Genomic DNA, 19,437 nt, shown 5'->3' with positions numbered 1-19,437 from the left:
CGGTCAGGCCGGCGTGACCCGCGCCGGCTCGCGTACCGCGCCACGTGGGCTCGCGGCAGCGAGGAAGCGGCGGTACACCTCCTCGTAGCCGACGGCCATCTGTTCCGTGGAGAAGGTCCGTGCCACGTGCGCCACACAGTCCTTCGGGTCGAGGTCGGAGGCCTGCCGCAGCGCCGCCGGCAACTCGTCCGGCCGTTGGCAGATCAAGCCGCTCACCCCGGGGCGGACCAGCTCCGGCACCGCTCCCCGGTTCAGCGCCACCACGGGTGTCCCGGTCGCCATCGCCTCGAGCATGACGATGCCGAACGGTTCCTCCCACTGGATCGGCATGACCAGGCAGCGCGCCTCCACCAGCAGTCGCAGCACGGCCTTGCGGTCAGCGTCGAGCACCACTGTGACGTCCGGACCGAGCATCGGCCGGATCACCTCGTCGTAGTACCGCCGTTCGGCGGGCTCGTTGCACTTGCCGGCCAGCACCAGCGGCAGACCCGCCGCGCGGCAGGCGCGGATGGCCAGCTCCGGCCCCTTGTCGGGGCTGAACCGGGCGAGCCACAACACCGGACCGTGACTTGGGGTGTCCTTGCGCGGGAAGTCGTCCAGGCTCATCGCGTTGTGCACGGTGCCGACCCAGGGCAGGTGTGGATTCAACCCCCGCTGGGTGTGTGAGATCGCCACCAGCCCCACCCCCCGGTCGGTGTCGCTGAGCACCGTCCCGTACTCGCCCACCGGGTTGCCGTGCACGGTCGCCACCGTGGGTACCTCCCGCCGGCCGGCCACCAGCGGACCGATCGTGCTGTGGTCGTGCACGATGTCGAAGTCGGCCGTACTGAGCAGATGGTTGACCCGGGCCAGGTGGGCCAGTTCGGGCAGCGCCTCGCCGAGGCGGTCGAACTGCAACTCGTCGAGGGTGGCGAGGAAGTCGGCGGCGGTGCCGTGAGCGGCACCGGCACCCATCAGCGTCACCGCGTGGCCCCGGGCGATCAGGGCGTCGACCAGACCGGCCACCACGTGTTCCAGTCCGCCGTAGCCGGGCGGTGGCACCGACAGCCAGGGCGGCACGACCATGGCGATCCGCAACCGGTGCTCACGCGCAAGGTTGTCGGCCACGTGCCCTCCCCGTCGCTGTCCGGAGTCGTCGACCTCGATCGGCTTCCAGGCTGGAATCGAGCGTCTTCCCGGTCCCGGCCTGGACAAACCGGGACGCCGGGTGAGCGGTTCAGCCGCCCACAAGCAGTTGGTCCCGTACCATGCACACGCCCTCGGCCGACCAGGCGATCCGCTCCGCCTGATCCCGCTCCCACCAGGACCGCACCACCCCGCTCAGCGTCACCGTGTCGCCGCTCACCTGGACGATCACCCGTTCCGTGCCGATCCCGCGCATCAGGGCGCGTTGTACGCCACTGCGGATCCGGTCGGCGTCGACCGGGGCGGCGGGCCGCACCTCGACCAGGTTGGTGACGCCGCGTACGCCCCGCAGCCGGCGCAGCTCCCGTTCGGCGGTACGCCGCTGCCAACCGAACTCCACCGCACCGCGCAGCATCAGCCAGCCGTCGGCGACGGTGAGGTCCAACCGCTCGGCCGGCACGAAACTGTTCCACTCCAGGGCCCGGCTGGCCGCGATCGCCAGGTCGCCGTCGGTGATGTCGACAGGCCCGGTGGGGCGTACCTCGATGTCGTCGGCGACCGCCCGCACCCCGCGTACCCGTTGCGCCCCGCGCACCGCCGCCCACCTGCGGGCGGCGCTGTCCACGCCGCCGGTGAGCGAAACCACCCCGTCGTGCACGCTCACCCCGATGTCGGTCGAGCGCACCTGCGCGTCCCAGGCGAGTTCGTCGAGCACGTCGCGCTGGATCCGGTCATCGCTCCGGGTCGCCGTCGCCGTGGTCATGGCACCCCCATCCGCCTCCACAGGTCTTCTCGGCCGAGGCTGCCGGGCAGCGGGGTGAGCCGGGTTCACCCGGTCCGGGTGAACCCCGGAAGGAGGAAGGGCGGCGGGTGTCGCGGCCAACCCCCTTGGCCGCGCCACCCGCCGCCCCGGAGGGAGGAAGCAGGTCCTGTCTCGTTAGGACGCTTCGGCGAGCGTCACGGTTGCCGTCGCCTCGGCCCCATTTCGCTGGTACGTCACCTCGACCTGGTCACCGACCTTGCCGGCCTGGACGGCAGCCACCAGGTCGTTGGAGTCGTTGATCACCTTGTCGCCGAACCGGGTGATCACGTCACCCTGTTCCAGCCCGGCCCGCTCGGCCGCGCTGCCCGGGTTCACCGCGCCGACCAGCGCGCCGCCGTCGGGCGCGGCGTTCACGCTGACCCCCAGCGACGGGTGGCTGATCTTCTCGCCACGCTGGAGCTTCTCCGCGACGTCCTTGGCCTTGTTGCTCGGGATGGCGAAGCCCACACCGATGTTGCCGGTGCTGCCCTGTCCCGCGGTGGCGATCGCGGTGTTGATGCCGATCACCTCGCCCCGGGTGTTGACGAGTGCGCCACCCGAGTTGCCCGGGTTGATCGGGGCGTCGGTCTGCAGCAGCCCCGAGATCGAGCTGACCGCCTGGCCCGGGAGCTGCTGCCCGCCACCGGCCTGGATGGTGCGGTCCCGGGCGCTGAGGATCCCCGCGGTGACCGAGCCCTGCAGGCCGAGCGGACTGCCCAGGGCGAGCACCTGGTCGCCTACCTGCATCGCGTCGCTGTCGCCCAGGGTGGCCGGCTGGAGGTCGGTCATCCCGTTCGCCTTCAGCACCGCGAGGTCGGTCTTCGGGTCGGTACCGACCACCTCGGCCTGGGTGCTGGTGCCGTTGGCGAAGAAGACCCGGACGGTGTCGCCGCCCCCGGCGATCACGTGGTTGTTTGTCAGCACGTAACCGTCGGCGCTGAGCACCACGCCGGAGCCCTCACCGCTGCCGGTGCTGATGGACACGACGCTGTCCTGCACCGATGCGGCGATGCGCGGCAGGTCGGCACCGTCGATCACGGGTGCGGCGCTGTAGGTGCGGGTGATCCCACCGCCGTCGCCGAGTGCGAGGGCGAGCGCCCCTCCGGCGACCCCGCTGCCGAGCATCAGGGCGAACACCGCCACGCCGGCACCGGCCAGCTTGGCGATCCGCCCGGGGCGCGGCCCGTTGGACGGGGTGGGTGCCCACGGGGCCGGCTGGCCCGGGTAGCCGCTCGGCATCCCGGCGGCCTGACCCGGATACCCGGGCTGCCCGGCACCGGGACCGGGCGGCTGGGCACCGCTCCAGGCCTGCTGGCCGGGATACCAGGGATTGCCGGGGTACCGGGCGCCCGGCTGGTACGGGTGCTGGTAGTGGTGCTGGTGCTGGTGGGAGCCGGCCGGCGCCCAGGTGGGCTGACCGGAGACCGGCTGCGCCGCCGTGGGCGAGCCGGCGCCGTCGCCCGGGCCCGGCCGGCTCGGCGCGGCGTCCGGGCCGACCGACGACGGATCGACGGCCCGGACCGGTACGGTCGGCGCCTCGACCGTCGGGTCGGCGTCGGGACGGGCGGCGGACGGGGAGTCGGACCGCGCGTACTCGGCGCGGGACAGCTCGGGATGCGACGGCTCGGCGTCGGTGGGGGCCGGCCGGCGCGGGTCGGACTCGTACTCGGTCATGCCCCTACCTTCCCCCATCGCTCTGCGTCCCGCCTTGGGCTCAACTGAGGATTGGCTGAAAATCACTCGTTGTCGATGTCGGTGGCCGGTGCGAGCGGCAGGCGTACCCGGAAGGTGGCGCCACCGCCCGGCGTCTCGGTCACCTCGACGGTGCCCTGGTGCACGGTCACCAGCGCGGCGACGATGGCCAGGCCGAGACCCGTGCCGGTGTTGCCGTCGGTCCTGCGGGTACGCGAGGCGTCCACCCGGTAGAAGCGTTCGAAGACCCGCTCCGCCTGCTCGGCGGTGAGCCCCGGCCCGGTGTCGGACACCTCGATCACCGCCAGGTTGCCGGGCTCGGCGCGCAGCCGCAACGTCACCGCCGCCCCGGGCGGGGTGTGCCGCAGCGCGTTTGTCATCAGGTTGCCGATCACCTGCCGCAGTCGGGCATCGTCGCCGCGTACCACAAGCGGACCGGAACCGGGCTCGATCTCCAGCTCGATCCGCCGGTCCGGCGCGATCGCCCGGGCGGCGGCCACCGCGTCCGCGGCCAGCACCGGCAGTTCCACCGGAGCGAGCGAGAGCGGCCGTTCGCGATCCAGCCGGGCCAGCAGCAGCAGGTCCTCCACCAGCAGTCCCATCCGGGCCGCCTCGTCCTCGATCCGGCGGAGCAGGTCGGAGGTCTGCTCGGGAGCCCGGGCCGCACCCTGGCGGTACAGCTCGGCGAAGCCGCGGATGGTGGTCAGCGGGGTACGCAGTTCGTGCGAGGCGTCCGCCACGAACTGCCGCATCCGCTCCTCGGAGCGGCGGGCCCGGGCCTCGGAGGCGCGGGCCCCCTCGGCGGCCTCCCGGGCGGCGACCTCGGCGGACCGGGCCGCGGACTCCGACGCCGCGCGGGCGGTGAAGGCCATCTCGATCTGACTGAGCATCGCGTTCAGGGCGCGGGACAGCCGGCCCAGCTCCGAGGTCGGGCACGGCTGGCCGTCCTCCGGGTCGGGCACCCGGCGGCTGAGATCACCACCGGCGATGGCCGCGGCGGTGCGTTCGATCTCCACGAGCGGCTTGAGGCTGGTCCGGACGATCGCCGCGCCGATCGAGGCGAGCAGCACCAGCACCGCCCCGCCGACCAGCAGGTCGATCCAGATGAGCCGCTTGACCGCCTGCTCCACGTCGGTGAGGTGCTGCCCGATCGCCGCCCACTGCCCGTTGGGTAGCTCGGTGTAGAGCATCCGCCAGCGCACGTCGGTGCCGCGCGCCCGGGTATAGAACGGTTTCCCGGCCAGCTGCTGGAAACCGGCGGCGTCCTCGGGCCAGGGCGGCAGGTCGACGGCGTCGAACCGGCGTTCGTCGAACCCGTATTCCGCGACCCGCCCGGTGCTGCGGCTGGTCACCACCACCACGTAGTCGGTGGGGATGACCGAGTCGGGCGGGATGTAGACCTCCGCCCAGGGCTTGCCGGCCAGGTCGCTCTCGATGGTTTCGACAGCGCTTGTCAGCTCTCCGTCCACCTGGTCGACCAGGTAGCTGCGGAGAAAGATCGTGGTCAGCGAGGCGATCACCAGCAACGCGGCGGCGACCAGGGTCAGCACGGCCGCGACCAGCTTGACCCGCAGCGGTACCGCGCGGAGCCGGAACTTGGCCTGCTGTACCGCGTTCACGCCGCCGGCTTGCGCAGGACGTATCCGACGCCACGCAGGGTGTGGATCAGCCGGGGATCGGTGGTGTCGACCTTGCGGCGCAGGTACGAGATGTACGACTCGACGATGTTGTCGTCGCCCCGGAAGTCGTAGTTCCACACGTGGTCGAGGATCTGCGCCTTGGACAGCACCCGGTTGGCGTTGAGCATCAGGTAACGCAGCAGCTTGAACTCGGTCGGCGAGAGCTGCACCCGGTGACCGGCCCGGTAAACCTCGTGGGTCTCCTCGTCCAGCTCCAGGTCGGCGAAGGTGAGCCGGGCGGGCGCCTGCTCGCCGGTGCTGGTGCGGCGCAGCACCGCCCGGATCCGGGCGGTCAGCTCCTCCAGGCTGAACGGCTTGGTCACATAGTCGTCGCCACCCAGGGTGAGCCCGCGGATCTTGTCGTCGGTGGCGTCGCGGGCGGTGAGGAAGACCACGGGTGTGCGGGTGCCACCCTCGCGCATCATCCGGATGACCTCGAACCCGTCGAGATCCGGCAGCATCACGTCGAGCACCACGAGGTCGGGGCGATGGTCCCGGGCCGCGCTCAGCGCGGCGCTGCCGCTGGTGGCGGTGGCCACGTCGAATCCCGCGAAGCGCAGGCTCGCGGAGAGCAGTTCGAGAATGTTGGGATCATCCTCGACGACGAGCAGTCGCGCCTCGGTCTGGGTAGCGGCCATGACGCCCATCATCCGCGCAGACGCTGCGCCCGCGCTGGGCGGATCCTGGAAAAAGCCTGTGAGCGGCGGATTCAGGTCAGGCGGCCAGCGGCAGCTTCCGCTCCGGTTCCCCGGTCGATGCGGCGCCACCCGACACCCCGGCCGGCAACAGCGCCGCCGGTGACCGGGTCGGTACCGGCAGCACGGCCGGTCCGGCGGTGGGCCGCGCCGGCACGCGTACCGGCTGCACGGGCCCGGGCTCGACGACCACCGGCGCTGGCGGCACGGCTGGCGACGACGGTACGAGGTGCACGGCGGATTCGGCGACCCGGGCCAGCGCCCGCCGGTCGGCGGATCGTCCCGGATGCAGTGGCGCGGCGATGTCCACGCAGACCGTCAACCTCCGGACCTGGAGCATCCGCCGCACCGACCGCAGCAGGGTCTCGTCGCCGACGAAGGCCGGTGCCGTGGTGGTTTCACCTGTCACCCCACAGCGGTAGGCGATCCGCAGCGGCACCACCGGTGCTCCGGCGTCGATCGCGGCCTGGAACATCGCCGGCCGGAACCCGGTCGGCGGACGGCAGGAGGCTGCCGCACCACACCAGGTGGTGCCCTCGGGGAACACCGCGACCGAGCGGCCCGACCGCAACGCCGAGGCGACCCGGCCCACAGTGGCGGGCAGCTCACGAGGACGGGAGCGGTCCACGAACACGGTGCCGGCCGAGCGGGCGAGCAGGCCGATCAGTGGCCACCGGCGTACCTCCTGCTTGGCCGTCAGCCGGGCCGGCGCGACCGCGAGCAGCGCCAGGATGTCCCACCAGGAGACATGGTTGGCGACCAGCAGGGCCCGCCGCCGAGGCAGTCGACCGCGCACTTCGAGGCGTACGCCGCAGGCCCGTGCCGTGGACCGCGCCCAGCCGCGCAACGCGGCCTGACGTTCCCGGGCCGGCAGCACCGGGAGCAGGGCGGCCAGCCCGATGCCGAGCCCGAGCATGCCGAGCAGCCCGGCGGCGCGGCCGAGCTGCCGGACCGCCGGCACGGCGGGAGCCTCGCCGTTGCCCGGCAGGCAGTGGGGACCGCAGCCGGAACTCGGCCGCCACACGGTGGTCACGGCTGCCCACCGAGGAAGTGCCGCAGGTACCGCGGGTTGATCCGATCCATCGAGAGCAGGACGTAGAAGTCGGCCACGCCGAAGTCCGGGTCGTACGCCGGCTCCCCGCAGATCTGGGCGCCGAGCCGCAGGTACCCACGCAGCAGTGGCGGGACCAGCTTGGCCGACCCGGCGACCGGCTCGGTCGGCACACCCGGCTCGGCGAACCAGGGTCGCAGGGGCCGGACCCGCAGCGATGGCGGTGACAGGTGCTTCGCCCGAGCCTGGGCCCAGACCTCGGCGGCGGCGAGGCCACCGTCGGCCACCGGTACCGAGGCGCACCCGCCGAGCCAGCGCAGCCCGCGCAGGTGCAGGTAGCGGGCGATGCCCGCCCACATCAGGTTGATCACCGCCCCGCTGCGGTGCGCGGGATGTACGCAGGACCGGCCGGCCTCGACCAGTTGGCTACGCAACGGGTCGAGCGCGGTCAGGTCGAACTCGCCCTCGGCGTAGCGGCGGTTGGTACGCCCCGGCGGAAGCAGCCGGTAGGTACCCACCACCTCGCCGGTGCTCTCCTGCCGCACCACCAGGTGGTCGCAGTACCTGTCGAAAACGTCACGGTCGAGGCCGGCCGCGTCGGGGGACACGGTGGCGCCCAACTCGCCGGCGAACACCTGATGACGCAGGCGTTGCGCGGCCTCGACCTGGCTGGGGTTGTCGGCTATCGAAAGGGTGTAGCCGCTGGTCGCAAGTGCTACGTCCGCGGCTGGCAGAACGGCCATGCCTTCTGTGTAGCGCCCGGTCGGTTGCCAGCCCTGGTGGCCGGCGGTGTCGATCCGGTGAACGCCGGTCGGCGACCGGTGGCCGACCCGCCACGCCGGCCGACACCGGGGGCGTGCGAGGCTGCCGGTGCCCGGCGACGAGGCCGGGCGTGCGTGGCGGAGGGAGACTCGATGATCATCGAGGGACGCTTCAACGGACCGCCCGGCTCGGGCAATGGTGGATGGAGCGCCGGTGTCTTCGCCACCGCGTACGGCGGGGACGGTCCGGTCGAGGTGACCCTGCGCCGACCGCCGCCGCTGGACACCCCGCTGACGCTTGTCGACGCCGAGGTGCGCGACCCGGCCGGCGAGGTGGTCGCGCAGCTGCGCCCGGCGGAGGATCTCGACGACGCCACGGTCCCACCTGTGGATCTGACCACCGCCCGGGCCGCCTCGACGGCGTACCCGGGGCTGGTGGACCATCCGTTTCCCGGCTGCTACGTCTGCGGCCCGCAGCGCGCCGACGGCCTGCGGGTCTTTCCGGGCCGGCTGCCGGACGGCCGGACGGCCGCACCGGTACGCGCTCCACGGCAGGTCGAGGTCGCCACGGTCTGGGCCGCCCTGGACTGCCCCGGCGGCTGGGCGGTGATCGACACCGGCCGGCCGTACGTGCTCGGCCGGATCGCCGCCCGGATCGAGGCGCTGCCAGACCCCGACGACGAGTGCGTGGTGACCGGCGCGGTGATCGGCACCGAGGGCCGCAAGGCATTCGTACGCACCAGCCTGTACGCCCCGGACGGGCGCCGGCTCGGTCACGCCCGGGCAACCTGGATCGCCGTGTAGGCACGGCCGTCGATCGGCTCGTACCTGGGGATGAGACGACTCCTGCCTGAGGCGGACCACGATCTCCCGAACGAGCCCGATTGAATTGCTTGACCATTAACGTCACGCTGTGCAACGGCGCACCCCGGCGCCGACACGGGAGGAGAACGATGACCGACGGGCGACCAAGCCCCACCAACGACGCCCAGATCGTGGTTTCCGGTCTGACCAAGCGATACCGCAACGTGCTCGCGGTCAACAACCTGTCGTTCACGGTCGAACCGGGTCGGGTCACCGGCTTCCTCGGCCCGAACGGTGCGGGTAAGACCACCACCCTGCGCATGCTGCTGAACCTGGTCACCCCGACTTCGGGCGGGGCCACCATCGGTGGCCAGCGGTACCCCGATCTGGCTGATCCGCTGCGGCACGTCGGCGCGGTCCTGGAGGCGTCCAGCGCGCACAAGGGCCGCACCGGCATCAATCACCTGCGGGTGATCTGCGCCGCGGCCGGGCTGCCTCGGGAACGGGCCGACCAGGCGTTGGAGCTGGTCGGGCTGACCCCAGCGGCCAAGCGCAAGTTCAAGGGTTACTCGCTGGGCATGAAGCAGCGACTCGGCATCGCCGCGGCGATGCTCGGCGACCCGCGGGTGCTGATCCTCGACGAGCCGGCCAACGGTCTGGACCCGGAGGGCATCCGGTGGATGCGTGGGTTCCTCAAGGGGCTGGCCGCCGAGGGCCGTACCGTGCTCGTCTCCAGTCACCTGCTCTCGGAGATGCAGCTGCTGGCCGACGACGTGGTGATCATCGCGGCCGGGCAACTGGTCCGGCAGGGCCCGGTGGACCAGGTGATCGGGTCGATGGCGCAGGGCGTCCGGGTCCGGGTCCGCACCCCGCAGGCCGACGTGCTTACCGCGGCGCTGAAGGACGGGCCAGCCACTGTGGAGAACGACGGGCAGGGTGCGCTCCTGATCGGCGGGATCGACGCCCCGGCGGTGGGCCGGGCGGCCCTGGCCGCAGGGGTGGAACTGCACGAGCTGACCACTGAACGACCCGACCTGGAACGCGTGTTCCTGGAGCTGACGGCCGGAAAGGCGGGCATCCGATGAGCAACCTTGTCCGCTCCGAACTACTCAAGATCCGTACCACCAGCACCTGGTGGTGGCTGGCCATCGGGGCGTTCCTGTCGATCGCCCTGGCCTTCGCCTTCAACGCGTGGCTGGCCAGCGAGACGCTCAGCGGCGGTGGGGAAGAGTTCGGCTACACCGGCGACGCCGCCTCCGCGCCAGCTCAGGCAGCGAACCTCTACACCTCGGGGCAGTACCTGGGGCTGATGTTCGTGATGCTCATCGGCATCCTCATGGTCACCAACGAGTTCTTCCACCAGACCGCGACCACGACGTTCCTCGCCACCCCGCGACGCACCTCGGTGATCGCCAGCAAGCTCATCGCGGCCAGCCTGCTCGGCTTCGCGTTCTGGCTGGTGACCACGCTTATCGACCTCGCGGCCGGTGCGACGTTCCTGTCGCTCAACGACTACGGCACGCAGCTCGGCGAGTGGGAGGTCCAGCGGGCCCTGCTGCTCAACCTGATGGCGTACGCGATCTGGACGGTGCTCGGCGTGGGCATCGGCACGCTGATCACCAACCAGCTGGGCGCGGTGATCACCGCCTCGGTGCTCTACCTGATCGGTACCCAGGTGGTGGGCCTGCTCTTCCTGCTGCTCGCCAACCTGCTGGACAACATGGCCGTGATCAAGTGGCAGGTGATCTGGCCGGCCGCCGCCTCCCAGGTCATGATCACGCCGGGCGAGAACGAGATGCTGCCCGTGTGGTGGGTCGGCGCGCTCGTGCTGGTGGGCTACGCCGTGGTCAGCGGCGTGGCCGGAATCCTCATCACCCGACGCCGCGACATCTCCTGACACCCGGGGCGCCGACCTCGGGTCGGCGCCCCAACCGACGGGCCCGGAACACCGGTGGACAGCCGGTGCGCCGGGCCCGTCGGCGTTCTCGGACCGGACGTTCCGGCCATAGCAGCGATCAAGGGAATACGCAGCGCTTACCGAACTTCTGGCATCTTCTGTGAATCCGACCACGCGACGGAGGCGGAAATGCCCCGAGGTTCGGTACGGCGTAGCCTGGGAACCGTCCTGTGCGTCCGTCCCGGCGCATCGGGCGCCGCGTGACACACAAACCCGCGTGAAAGAGGCGATTACCGGCCGTGTCGACCCAGCAGACTTCGCAGGAGAACCCACTGGCGGGTTTCGGCCCGAACGAGTGGATCGTCGAGGAGATGTACCAGCGCTACCTCGCCGATCCCAGCAGCGTCGACCCGGCCTGGCACGACTTCTTCGCCGACTACCGACCCGGCCAGGGCACAGCCGGCGCCAGTGACGGTCGGCCGGCAACCACCACCGCGTCAAAGGACGCCGCCCCGGCGAGGACCGAGCCGGCCCCGAAGAGCGAACCGGCGGCCAAGGCCGAACCGGCGGCCAAGGCCGAACCGGCCGGCAAGGGTGAGCGCCGTGCGGCGGCACCGGCGGCGAAGCCGGCGCCCGCCACGTCGAAGCCGGCCGCCGGGAAGCCGGCAGCCAAGGCCGAGCCGGCAAAGAGCCAGCCGACGAAGAGCCAGCCGACCCGGACCGCGCCCACCGCCAACGGGCCCCAGACCACGCCGCTGCGCGGTGTGGCCGCCAAGATCGTCCAGAACATGGACGCCTCGCTGGCCGTGCCGACCGCGACAAGCGTCCGGGCCGTGCCGGCCAAGCTCCTGGTCGACAACCGGATCGTGATCAACAACCATCTCGCCCGCGGGCGCGGTGGCAAGGTCAGCTTCACCCACCTGATCGGCTACGCCCTGGTGCGGGCGCTTGTCGCGCACCCGGAGATGAACAATTCCTTCGCCGAGGTCGACGGCAAGCCGGTGATGGTCCGCCCCGAGCACGTCAACCTGGGCATCGCCATCGACCTGACCAAGCCCGACGGCAGCCGCAACCTGGTGGTCCCCTCCATCAAGGCCTGCGAGCAGATGGACTTCCGGCAGTTCTGGCAGGCGTACGAGGACGTGGTCCGACGCGCCCGCCGCAACGAGCTGACCATGGAGGACTACTCCGGCACCACGATCTCGCTCACCAACCCCGGTGGCATCGGCACCGTGCACTCCATGCCGCGGCTCATGCAAGGCCAGAGCGCGATCATCGGGGTCGGCGCGATGGAGTACCCGGCGCCGTACCAGGGCATGAGCGAGGCCACCCTGGCCGAGCTGGCGGTCAGCAAGGTCATCACGCTGACCAGCACGTACGACCACCGGATCATCCAGGGCGCGCAGTCCGGCGAGTTCCTCAAGGTCATGCACGAGCTGATGCTCGGCGAGCACGGCTTCTACGACCAGATCTTCACCTCGCTGCGGATCCCCTACGAACCGGTGCGCTGGATGCGCGACGTGGCGGTCGACAGCGAGGGTCAGATCAACAAGACCGCGCGGGTCCACGAGCTGATCCACTCCTACCGGGTACGTGGCCACCTGATGGCCGACACCGACCCGCTGGAGTTCAAGATCCGCAAGCACCCGGATCTGGACGTCCTCCAGCACGGGCTGACCCTGTGGGACCTGGACCGCACCTTCCCGGTCAACGGCTTCGCCGGCCGGCAGCGGATGAAGCTGCGGGAGATCCTCGGCGTACTGCGCGACTCGTACTGCCGCCGGGTCGGCATCGAGTACATGCACATCCAGGACCCGGCGGAACGCCGCTGGATCCAGGAGCGGGTCGAGCGCAAGTACGAGAAGCCGCCGGCCGGGGAGCAGAAGCACGTACTCAACCGGCTGAACGCGGCCGAGGCGTTCGAGACCTTCCTGCAGACCAAGTACGTCGGCCAGAAGCGCTTCTCGCTGGAGGGTGGCGAGTCGCTCATCCCGCTGCTCGGTGAGGTGCTGGAGGCCGCCGCCGAGGGCGGGCTGGACGAGGTCGTCATCGGCATGGCTCACCGGGGCCGACTCAACGTGCTTGCCAACATCGTCGGCAAGCCGTACGAGAAGATCTTCTCCGAGTTCGAGGGGCACCTGGACCCACGTTCCACCCAGGGCTCGGGCGACGTGAAGTATCACCTGGGCCAGAACGGCAAGTTCACCACCCCCGACGGTGACCACGCCGTGAAGGTCTCGGTGGTGGCGAACCCGTCGCACCTGGAGGCCGTCGACCCGGTGCTGGAAGGCATCGTCCGGGCCAAGCAGGACCGCATCGACCTCAAGCTGGAGGGCTACACCGTGCTGCCGCTGGCGGTGCACGGCGACGCGGCCTTCGCCGGCCAGGGCGTGGTGGCCGAAACGCTGAACCTCTCCCAGCTGCGCGGTTACCGCACCGGTGGGACGGTCCACGTGGTGGTCAACAACCAGGTCGGCTTCACCACCGCCCCGGAGTACAGCCGCTCCAGCCTCTACAGCACCGACGTGGCCCGGATGATCCAGGCCCCGATCTTCCACGTCAACGGCGACGACCCGGAGGCGGTGGTCCGGGTCGCCCGGCTCGCCTTCGAGTACCGCCAGGCGTTCAACAAGGACGTCGTCATCGACCTGGTCTGCTACCGGCGGCGCGGACACAACGAGGGTGACGACCCCTCGATGTCCAACCCCCAGATGTACCGGATCATCGACTCGAAGCGCTCGGTCCGCAAGCTCTACACCGAGGAGCTGATCGGGCGGGGTGACATCACCGTGGAAGACGCCGAGGAGCTGCTGCGCGACTACCAGGCACAGCTGGAGCGGGTGTTCAAGGCCACCCGCGACGCGGCCAGCACGCCGCGCCAGCTGAGCCGCCCGCCGCGACAGGACGAGCCCGAGCCGCAGGTGGAGACGGCGACCGAGGCGTCGGTCATCAAGGCCATCGGTGAGGCGCACGTCAACCTGCCGGACGGCTTCACCCCGCACAAGCGGATCCAGCAGTTGCTCGACCGGCGGGCCCGGATGGCCGTCGAGGGCAACATCGACTGGGGCTTCGGCGAGATCATCGCCTTCGGTGCGCTGCTGCACGACGGGGTCACCGTCCGGCTCGCCGGGCAGGACTCGCGCCGAGGCACCTTCGTGCAACGGCACGCCTCGATCGTCGACGCGGAGACCGGCGACGACTACCTGCCGCTGAAGTCGCTCACCGCCGACGGCGAGCGCTCCCGGCTCTTCGTGCACGACTCGCTGTTGAGCGAGTACGCGGCGATGGGCTTCGAGTACGGCTACTCGGTGGAGAACGTCGACGCGCTGGTCTGCTGGGAGGCGCAGTTCGGCGACTTCGTCAACGGCGCCCAGACGGTGATCGACGAGTTCATCTCCTCCGGCGAGGTGAAGTGGGGCCAGCGCTCCGCGGTCACCCTGCTGCTGCCGCACGGTCACGAGGGTCAGGGGCCGGACCACACCTCCGGCCGCCCGGAGCGGTTCCTCCAGCTCTGCGCCGAGGACAACATGCGGGTGGCCAACCCGACCACCCCGGCGAACTACTTCCACCTGCTGCGCCGCCAAGCCCTGTCGCCCAAGCGCAAGCCGCTCGTGGTGTTCACGCCGAAGTCGCTGCTGCGGCACAAGCTCTGCGTCTCCTCGGTGGAGGACTTCACCACCGGCACCTTCTCCCCGGTGTTGGACGACCCGGCCGCGAGCGCGCCGGAGCAGGTCAAGCGGGTGCTGCTCTGCTCGGGCAAGGTCTACTACGACCTGTTCCAGGCCCGGAAGGACCGCGGCGTCACCGACACCGCGATCATCCGGCTGGAGCAGCTCTACCCGATGCCGGTGGAGGAGATCCGGGCCGCCCTCGCGCAGTACCCGAACGCGGAGGACTTCGCCTGGGTGCAGGAGGAGCCGGCCAACCAGGGTTCCTGGTCGTTCGTCGCGCTCAACCTGCTGGAGCACCTCGACGGTGTCCGGCTGCGCCGTATCTCCCGTCCGGCCGCCGCGGCTCCGGCCGTCGGTTCGGCGAAGATGCACGAGGTCGAGCAGACCGCGCTGATCGAGGCGGCACTCCCCCGCCCCTGACGAGAACTGACCCGGTCCCGTCCCGCCCTACGGTGGGGCGGGACCGGCCGGCTTCACCGGGGGACGCCGGTGAGGAAGCGAGCAGATCCATGTACTTCACCGACCGGGGCATCGAGGAACTGGTCGAGCGCCGCGGCGAGGAGCAGGTCAGCCTGGAGTGGCTGGGCGAGCGGCTGCGTGACTTCGTCGACCTGAACCCGGAGTTCGAGACCCCGATCGAGCGGTTCGCCACCTGGCTGGCCCGGCTCGACGACGAAGACGACGACTGATCAGCGTGTCCGCCACCTGGCCGGCCGTCCGGTGTACCCGATCGGGGCGGCGGCCGCCGACGAGCCGACCCGGCCCCGCGAGCGGCCGGCGGATCATCGTGGCGGCCGTCGTCGCCCTGGCGCTGCTGCTGGCCGGCTGTTCCGACGAGCCCGCCCCGCCTCGGGTACCCGACTCGACCGGCTCCGCGCCACCGCCCGCGCCCTCGGTGTTCTACCTCGACCCGGCCAACCCGGCCGAGGCGGAGGCACAGCGCCGCGCGGCCCAGGGTGACTCGGCCGCGGCGGAGGCACTGGGCACGATCGGCAGCCGGCCGAGTGCGAAGTGGCTGACCGGCGGGGCGGTCCGCGACGAGGTCGACGCCCTCCTCGGGCAGGCCGCGATCGCCGGCCAGACGCCCGTGCTCGTGGTGCACAACGTGCCGCAACGCGACTGCGGTCGGCGGGGTGGGGGCGGTGCCCGGACCGGCGCGGAGTACCAGGCGTGGATCCGCGAGGTCGCCGCCGGCGTCGCCGGCCGTCAGGTGATCGTCGTCCTCGAACCGGGCGCGCTGCCCGACGCGGTGGCCGGCTGTGTGGCGGACTCCGCCGGTCGGCTCGCGCTGCTGCGTGACGCGGTCACCGTGCTGGCCAGCACCGGCAACGCCCGGGTCTACCTCGACGCCGGTCATCCCGGGTGGATCCGCGATATCGGGGCGTTGGCGGCCGCGCTGCGCCGGGCCGGTGTGGCACAGGCCGACGGGTTCGCGCTCAACGTGGCGAACTTCGTCCGCACCGGAGACAACGTCACCTACGGGCACCGGATCTCCGACGCGCTCGGCGGCGACACCACGTTCGTCATCGACACCAGCCGCAACGGCAACGGCCCCTATCCGGCCGATCGCGTCGGCGGTGCCCCGAGCTGGTGCAATCCCCCGGGGCGGGCGCTCGGCGAGGACCCGACCGCCGACCCCGGCCTGCCCCGGGTGGACGCCCTGCTCTGGATCAAGTTCCCTGGCGAGTCCGACGGCGACTGCCGCCCCGGCGAGCCGCCCAGCGGCAAGTTCTGGCCCCCGTACGCCATCTCACTGGCCCGCCCCTGACCCCGTTGATCATGAGGTTAACGGCAGCAAAACGGACAAAAATCCCCGCCAACCTCATGATCAACGAGAGCTGGTGGTGGTGGGGGTCAGGCCGGTGCGGCGGAGTTTCTGCCAGCCTAGGCGGCCGCCGGTCAGGGCGGTGGTGACGGACTGGATCATCACCAGGTACATCAGCTGGCGGTAGACGAACTGCTGCAACGGCAGCACCCACAGCACGCTGAGCTTCTCCCGGTCCAGCCGGAACGCCACCACGGCGGTGAGCGTCTGCAACGCGAGCATGACCAGCCAGGCCACCGCCGTCGCGGTCCGGTCGAGGAAGAACAGGCCGTAGAGGGCGAGCAGGTCGATCACCGGCGCCAGCAGCGGCAGGAGCACCCCGAACAGGCTCAGGAACAGCAGGCATCGCCGGGTGAAGCGGCCGGAGGCACCGCTGTCGACAAGCGAGCGCCGGTGCTTCCACATCGCCTGCATGGTGCCGTAGCTCCACCGGTACCGCTGCTTCCACAGCTGCCCCAACGTCGCCGGGGCCTCGGTCCAGGCCCGGGCCGTCTCCTCGTAGACCACCTTCCAGCCGGCGCGGCCGAGCGCCATGGTGATGTCGGTGTCCTCGGCCAGCGTGTCGTCGGTCATGCCACCGGCGTAGCGCAGCGCCTGCCGACGGAAGGCCCCGATCGCCCCGGGCACCGTGGACATGCAGCGCAGCGTCTCGTACAGCCGCCGGTCGAGGTTGAAGCCGATCACGTACTCGATGTGCTGCCACTTGGCGATCAGGCTGTCACGGTTACCCACCTTGACGTTGCCGGCGACCGCGCCGACCTGGGGATCCGCGAACGGTTGAACCAGCCGCCGCACCGAGTCGCGCTCGAACACGGTGTCCCCGTCGACCATCACGATCAGCTCGTGTCGGGCCAGCGCCACCCCGGTGTTCAACGCGCTCGGCTTGCCGCCGTTCGGCTTGCGGACGACCCGGACGTTCGGCAGTCGGAGCGCATCGACGATCTCCGCCGTCCCGTCGGTGGAGCCGTCGTCGACGACGATCACCTCGATGCCGCCCGGATGGTCGCCACCGGCCAGCGAGCGGACGGCCGCGGCGATCCCCTCCTTCTCGTTGTACGCGGGCACGATCACCGAGACCGGCTCGGTCACCGGTGGCCCCCACGCCCAGCTCTTCGCCCGCCGTCGGCGTGCGTGCCGGCCGGCGAGCACCAGCAGCAGCACGGTGCGACCCACCGTCAGCGCACCGACCGCCAGGAAGATCACGCCGAGCCAGCCGAGCGTGCGGTCCGCGCCCTGCACCCCCCAGATCAGCATCCGACCGCGCCAGCGCTCCCCCGCGCTGGCCGCCTGACCGGCTTCGACCCGGTGGTCGATGCCGGCCTCGGCGAGCGCCAGGTTCAGGCCACCGGTGACCGTGACGAAGCGGTAGCCGCGCTCCTTCATGAGCGGAATGAACCGGTCCAGCGCGGCGACGGTCTGGGCCCGTTCGCCGCCCGCGTCGTGCCAGAGGGTGATCGCCCCCGAGTATCCGGGCGGCGTCACGTTCGTGAGGATCTGGTCCACGCCGGGCAGCGCCCAGTCCCGGCTGTCGGTGTCGTTGAGCACGCTCAGGTAGCCCATCTCGCCGGCCTGAACGAAGACCGGCCAGTCCAGGTCGTTGACGGCCATCGCGTACGAGGAGTACGGGAAGCGGATCAGCGAGGTGCGGACCCCGGCCGCGCTGGCGATGGTCAACTGGGTCTGGGTGTACTCCATCCGTCGTCGCCAGTCGGGCAGCACGGTCAGATCCGGGTGGGTGAAGGTGTGTACGCCGATCTCGTGGCCGTCGGCGGCCAGTTCCCGTACCAGTTCCGGATGGCGGGCCACCTGGGAGCCGACCACGAAGAAGGTGGCCGGAACCTGATGGGCGGCCAGCACCCGCAGCACCTCGCGGGTCCAGACCGGGTCCGGTCCGTCGTCGAAGGTGAGTGCGATGGTGCGCGGGGGCAGTCGGTACGACCGGGTCAGCCCACCCGTGCTGCTGACGATCGGGCCACCGGAAACCACCGACGTCGGCACCTCACGCTGCCCGTGGTGGGTCTGCTGCTGACGATCCGGCGCGAAGGACGCGTTGGCGTACGCGCCGACGAGCAGCACGGCGGCCAGCACCGCGCAGAGTACGCCGAAGAGGGCCCAGCTCGGCGGCGGTACGACCCGGCGACCCCGCGCCGGCCGGCGGGACCGGCGCGCCGGCGGTTCAGCCATCGGCGGGGGCGGCTCCGTCGACGACGATCGACGGATCGACGGTCGGCGGGGCCGGCTCCGTGGTGGGCGGGTCGACGCTGGGCGTGGTCGCCGGTGCGGTCGACCGGGACGGTCGGGGCGACGCCGGCGCGGACGAGGGGGTGCGGCGCGGTGCCGTCGGTGCGCTGGTCACCGTCGTGGGTACCCGGGACGGGGTGACCCGCGGGCGCGGCGCACTGCTCGTGGTCCGGGGTGCGGCCGTGGTCGGCGGCGCCTCCGCAGCGGGGATCGACGGGGCCGGCGGCGGTTGCCAGGGCTGGCGGGTCGGCTCCACGAAGGGCAGCACCGTGTCGGCGTTGACCGGACCGCCCGCGAAGCTCGCCACGACCAGGCCGGTGTAGATCAGACTGACCAGACCCAGGGCGTACGCGATCCAGCGCAGCCGGGACCGACGCCTGCCGCTCGGATCGACGAAGACCGGCGGCGGCTGGGGCACCGCGGACATGACCGTGGTGGGGCTGTCCCCCGACACCAGCACCGTGGCCTCGTCCCCCACCGCCGACCGCACCACCGTTGGCGCATCCACCAGCACGGCCGCCTGCACCACGGTGGGCGCGTCCACCGCCGCCTGCACGACAGTCGGCGCCTCCACCGCCGGCTGCACGACAGTCGGCGCCTCCACCGCCGGGTGCACGGCAGTCGGCGCGTCCACCGCCGGCTGCACGGCAGTCGGCGCGTCCACCACGGCGGCCGGCACCGCGGTGGGTGCGTCCACCACCGCCGGCTGCACGACGGTCGGTGCCTCCGCCACGGCCGGCCGCACCACCGTCGGCGACTCCGACGCGGCCGGTCCGTCGGCTGCGGTTCGCTCGACTCCCCACGCGCCGTTCGCCGTATCGGCGCTGGTCAGAGGGTCCGCAGTCATGGCCGGAGTCTAGGAGTGAGCAATTCTCGGCTTGTTCGCGGAGCCCGGCGATGCGACGGGAATCCCAGTTTGCCGAGCGACTGTCGCCACCGGCGTGAGCGCCGGCTCGCGGAGGGTGAGGATCACCTCGACCGGTGGGCGAGGCGCTGCGTCGACCCGGCTTGCCGGGCCCGCCGAAACCCGCCGCGAGCAGGTCAAACGGACCGGTCGCCCTCGTGCCGGCGGTCGCCGCGACCCAACGGTCCGGCTCCCGCCGGTGGTCGGTCGGGCCGAAATAAAGATCTTCCTGGCCGAGCCGCTGCTCGCGCACGCCCTCGCCCGCCTGACGCGCGGACACCGGACGCGCG

15 protein-coding genes are annotated in these 19,437 nt (G+C 71.6%); 6 read left to right on the top strand and 9 right to left on the bottom strand.

What is annotated here, in order from left to right; all coding sequences use genetic code 11:
* Positions 1–3: 3 nt before the first annotated feature.
* The 7 genes from AB0I71_RS10915 to AB0I71_RS10885 all read right to left on the bottom strand — a co-directional run bounded on the left by AB0I71_RS10915 (position 4) and on the right by AB0I71_RS10885 (position 7,787).
* A complete protein-coding gene (locus tag AB0I71_RS10915) occupies positions 4–1,065 on the bottom strand; it encodes a glycosyltransferase (RefSeq protein ID WP_357583378.1) in 1,062 nt (353 codons plus the stop codon).
* A gap of 151 nt (positions 1,066–1,216) precedes the next feature.
* The gene (locus AB0I71_RS10910) at positions 1,217–1,888 is read right to left on the bottom strand and encodes a BON domain-containing protein (RefSeq protein WP_357583219.1); all 672 of its coding nucleotides are present in this window, start codon (positions 1,886–1,888) and stop codon (positions 1,217–1,219) included.
* A gap of 174 nt (positions 1,889–2,062) precedes the next feature.
* Complete coding sequence (locus tag AB0I71_RS10905) at positions 2,063–3,601, bottom strand: trypsin-like peptidase domain-containing protein (RefSeq protein ID WP_357583217.1); 1,539 nt, start codon at positions 3,599–3,601, stop codon at positions 2,063–2,065.
* 62 nt (positions 3,602–3,663) lie between these two features.
* Positions 3,664–5,238, bottom strand: a complete 1,575-nt coding sequence (locus AB0I71_RS10900; RefSeq protein ID WP_357583215.1) for an ATP-binding protein — start codon at positions 5,236–5,238, stop codon at positions 3,664–3,666.
* Entirely contained in the window at positions 5,235–5,936 is a 702-nt protein-coding gene (locus AB0I71_RS10895) for a response regulator transcription factor (protein ID WP_357583213.1), read from the bottom strand. Before AB0I71_RS10895 ends, AB0I71_RS10900 begins: the two co-directional genes overlap by 4 nt.
* 76 nt (positions 5,937–6,012) lie before the next feature.
* Positions 6,013–7,026 (bottom strand): lysophospholipid acyltransferase family protein, encoded by a 1,014-nt coding sequence (locus AB0I71_RS10890; protein WP_357583211.1) that lies wholly within the window; start codon positions 7,024–7,026, stop codon positions 6,013–6,015.
* The gene (locus AB0I71_RS10885) at positions 7,023–7,787 is read right to left on the bottom strand and encodes a GNAT family N-acyltransferase (RefSeq protein ID WP_357583209.1); all 765 of its coding nucleotides are present in this window, start codon (positions 7,785–7,787) and stop codon (positions 7,023–7,025) included. The genes AB0I71_RS10890 and AB0I71_RS10885 overlap by 4 nt, the downstream gene beginning before the upstream one ends.
* A 171-nt stretch (positions 7,788–7,958) precedes the next feature.
* Here AB0I71_RS10885 and AB0I71_RS10880 point away from each other — a divergent pair, with 171 nt between their 5' ends.
* The 6 genes from AB0I71_RS10880 (at position 7,959) to AB0I71_RS10855 (ending at position 15,945) form a co-directional block, all read left to right on the top strand.
* A complete protein-coding gene (locus AB0I71_RS10880; RefSeq protein ID WP_357583207.1) occupies positions 7,959–8,609 on the top strand; it encodes a hypothetical protein in 651 nt (216 codons plus the stop codon).
* 149 nt (positions 8,610–8,758) lie between these two features.
* Positions 8,759–9,694, top strand: coding sequence for an ATP-binding cassette domain-containing protein (locus AB0I71_RS10875; protein WP_357583205.1), 936 nt, complete (start codon positions 8,759–8,761; stop codon positions 9,692–9,694).
* Positions 9,691–10,506: an ABC transporter permease gene (locus AB0I71_RS10870; protein WP_357583203.1), complete on the top strand. Its 816-nt coding sequence runs from the start codon at positions 9,691–9,693 to the stop codon at positions 10,504–10,506. The genes AB0I71_RS10875 and AB0I71_RS10870 overlap by 4 nt, the downstream gene beginning before the upstream one ends.
* A 299-nt stretch (positions 10,507–10,805) precedes the next feature.
* A complete protein-coding gene (locus AB0I71_RS10865; protein WP_357583201.1) occupies positions 10,806–14,597 on the top strand; it encodes a multifunctional oxoglutarate decarboxylase/oxoglutarate dehydrogenase thiamine pyrophosphate-binding subunit/dihydrolipoyllysine-residue succinyltransferase subunit in 3,792 nt (1,263 codons plus the stop codon).
* 89 nt (positions 14,598–14,686) lie between these two features.
* Positions 14,687–14,866, top strand: coding sequence for a DUF6104 family protein (locus AB0I71_RS10860; protein ID WP_013735712.1), 180 nt, complete (start codon positions 14,687–14,689; stop codon positions 14,864–14,866).
* Between the two features lie 98 nt (positions 14,867–14,964).
* A complete protein-coding gene (locus AB0I71_RS10855; RefSeq protein WP_357583199.1) occupies positions 14,965–15,945 on the top strand; it encodes a glycoside hydrolase family 6 protein in 981 nt (326 codons plus the stop codon).
* A 60-nt stretch (positions 15,946–16,005) separates the two neighbouring features.
* Here AB0I71_RS10855 and AB0I71_RS10850 read toward each other — a convergent pair whose 3' ends face one another.
* Positions 16,006–18,186, bottom strand: coding sequence for a glycosyltransferase (locus AB0I71_RS10850; RefSeq protein WP_357583197.1), 2,181 nt, complete (start codon positions 18,184–18,186; stop codon positions 16,006–16,008).
* The gene (locus tag AB0I71_RS10845) at positions 18,179–19,090 is read right to left on the bottom strand and encodes a hypothetical protein (RefSeq protein WP_357583195.1); all 912 of its coding nucleotides are present in this window, start codon (positions 19,088–19,090) and stop codon (positions 18,179–18,181) included. The genes AB0I71_RS10850 and AB0I71_RS10845 overlap by 8 nt, the downstream gene beginning before the upstream one ends.
* Positions 19,091–19,437 lie beyond the last annotated feature (347 nt).

It is taken from the genome of Micromonospora sp. NPDC049891 (assembly GCF_040660295.1).
GTDB lineage: Bacteria > Actinomycetota > Actinomycetes > Mycobacteriales > Micromonosporaceae > Micromonospora.
The sequence above is the reverse complement of the archived record's forward strand: the minus strand, read 5'-3'. Positions and strand labels throughout refer to the sequence as shown.

What these genes read in the sequence shown, in the direction of transcription:
- AB0I71_RS10910 (WP_357583219.1), bottom strand. Translation starts at nt 1,888, where the DNA reads ATGACCACGGCGACGGCGACCCGGAGCGATGACCGGATCCAGCGCGAC.
- AB0I71_RS10905 (WP_357583217.1), bottom strand. Translation starts at nt 3,601, where the DNA reads ATGACCGAGTACGAGTCCGACCCGCGCCGGCCGGCCCCCACCGACGCC.
- AB0I71_RS10860 (WP_013735712.1), top strand. Translation starts at nt 14,687, where the DNA reads ATGTACTTCACCGACCGGGGCATCGAGGAACTGGTCGAGCGCCGCGGC.
- AB0I71_RS10845 (WP_357583195.1), bottom strand. Translation starts at nt 19,090, where the DNA reads ATGACTGCGGACCCTCTGACCAGCGCCGATACGGCGAACGGCGCGTGG.
- AB0I71_RS10850 (WP_357583197.1), bottom strand. Translation starts at nt 18,186, where the DNA reads ATGGCTGAACCGCCGGCGCGCCGGTCCCGCCGGCCGGCGCGGGGTCGC.
- AB0I71_RS10875 (WP_357583205.1), top strand. Translation starts at nt 8,759, where the DNA reads ATGACCGACGGGCGACCAAGCCCCACCAACGACGCCCAGATCGTGGTT.
- AB0I71_RS10885 (WP_357583209.1), bottom strand. Translation starts at nt 7,787, where the DNA reads ATGGCCGTTCTGCCAGCCGCGGACGTAGCACTTGCGACCAGCGGCTAC.
- AB0I71_RS10915 (WP_357583378.1), bottom strand. Translation starts at nt 1,065, where the DNA reads ATGGTCGTGCCGCCCTGGCTGTCGGTGCCACCGCCCGGCTACGGCGGA.
- AB0I71_RS10895 (WP_357583213.1), bottom strand. Translation starts at nt 5,936, where the DNA reads ATGGCCGCTACCCAGACCGAGGCGCGACTGCTCGTCGTCGAGGATGAT.
- AB0I71_RS10870 (WP_357583203.1), top strand. Translation starts at nt 9,691, where the DNA reads ATGAGCAACCTTGTCCGCTCCGAACTACTCAAGATCCGTACCACCAGC.
- AB0I71_RS10880 (WP_357583207.1), top strand. Translation starts at nt 7,959, where the DNA reads ATGATCATCGAGGGACGCTTCAACGGACCGCCCGGCTCGGGCAATGGT.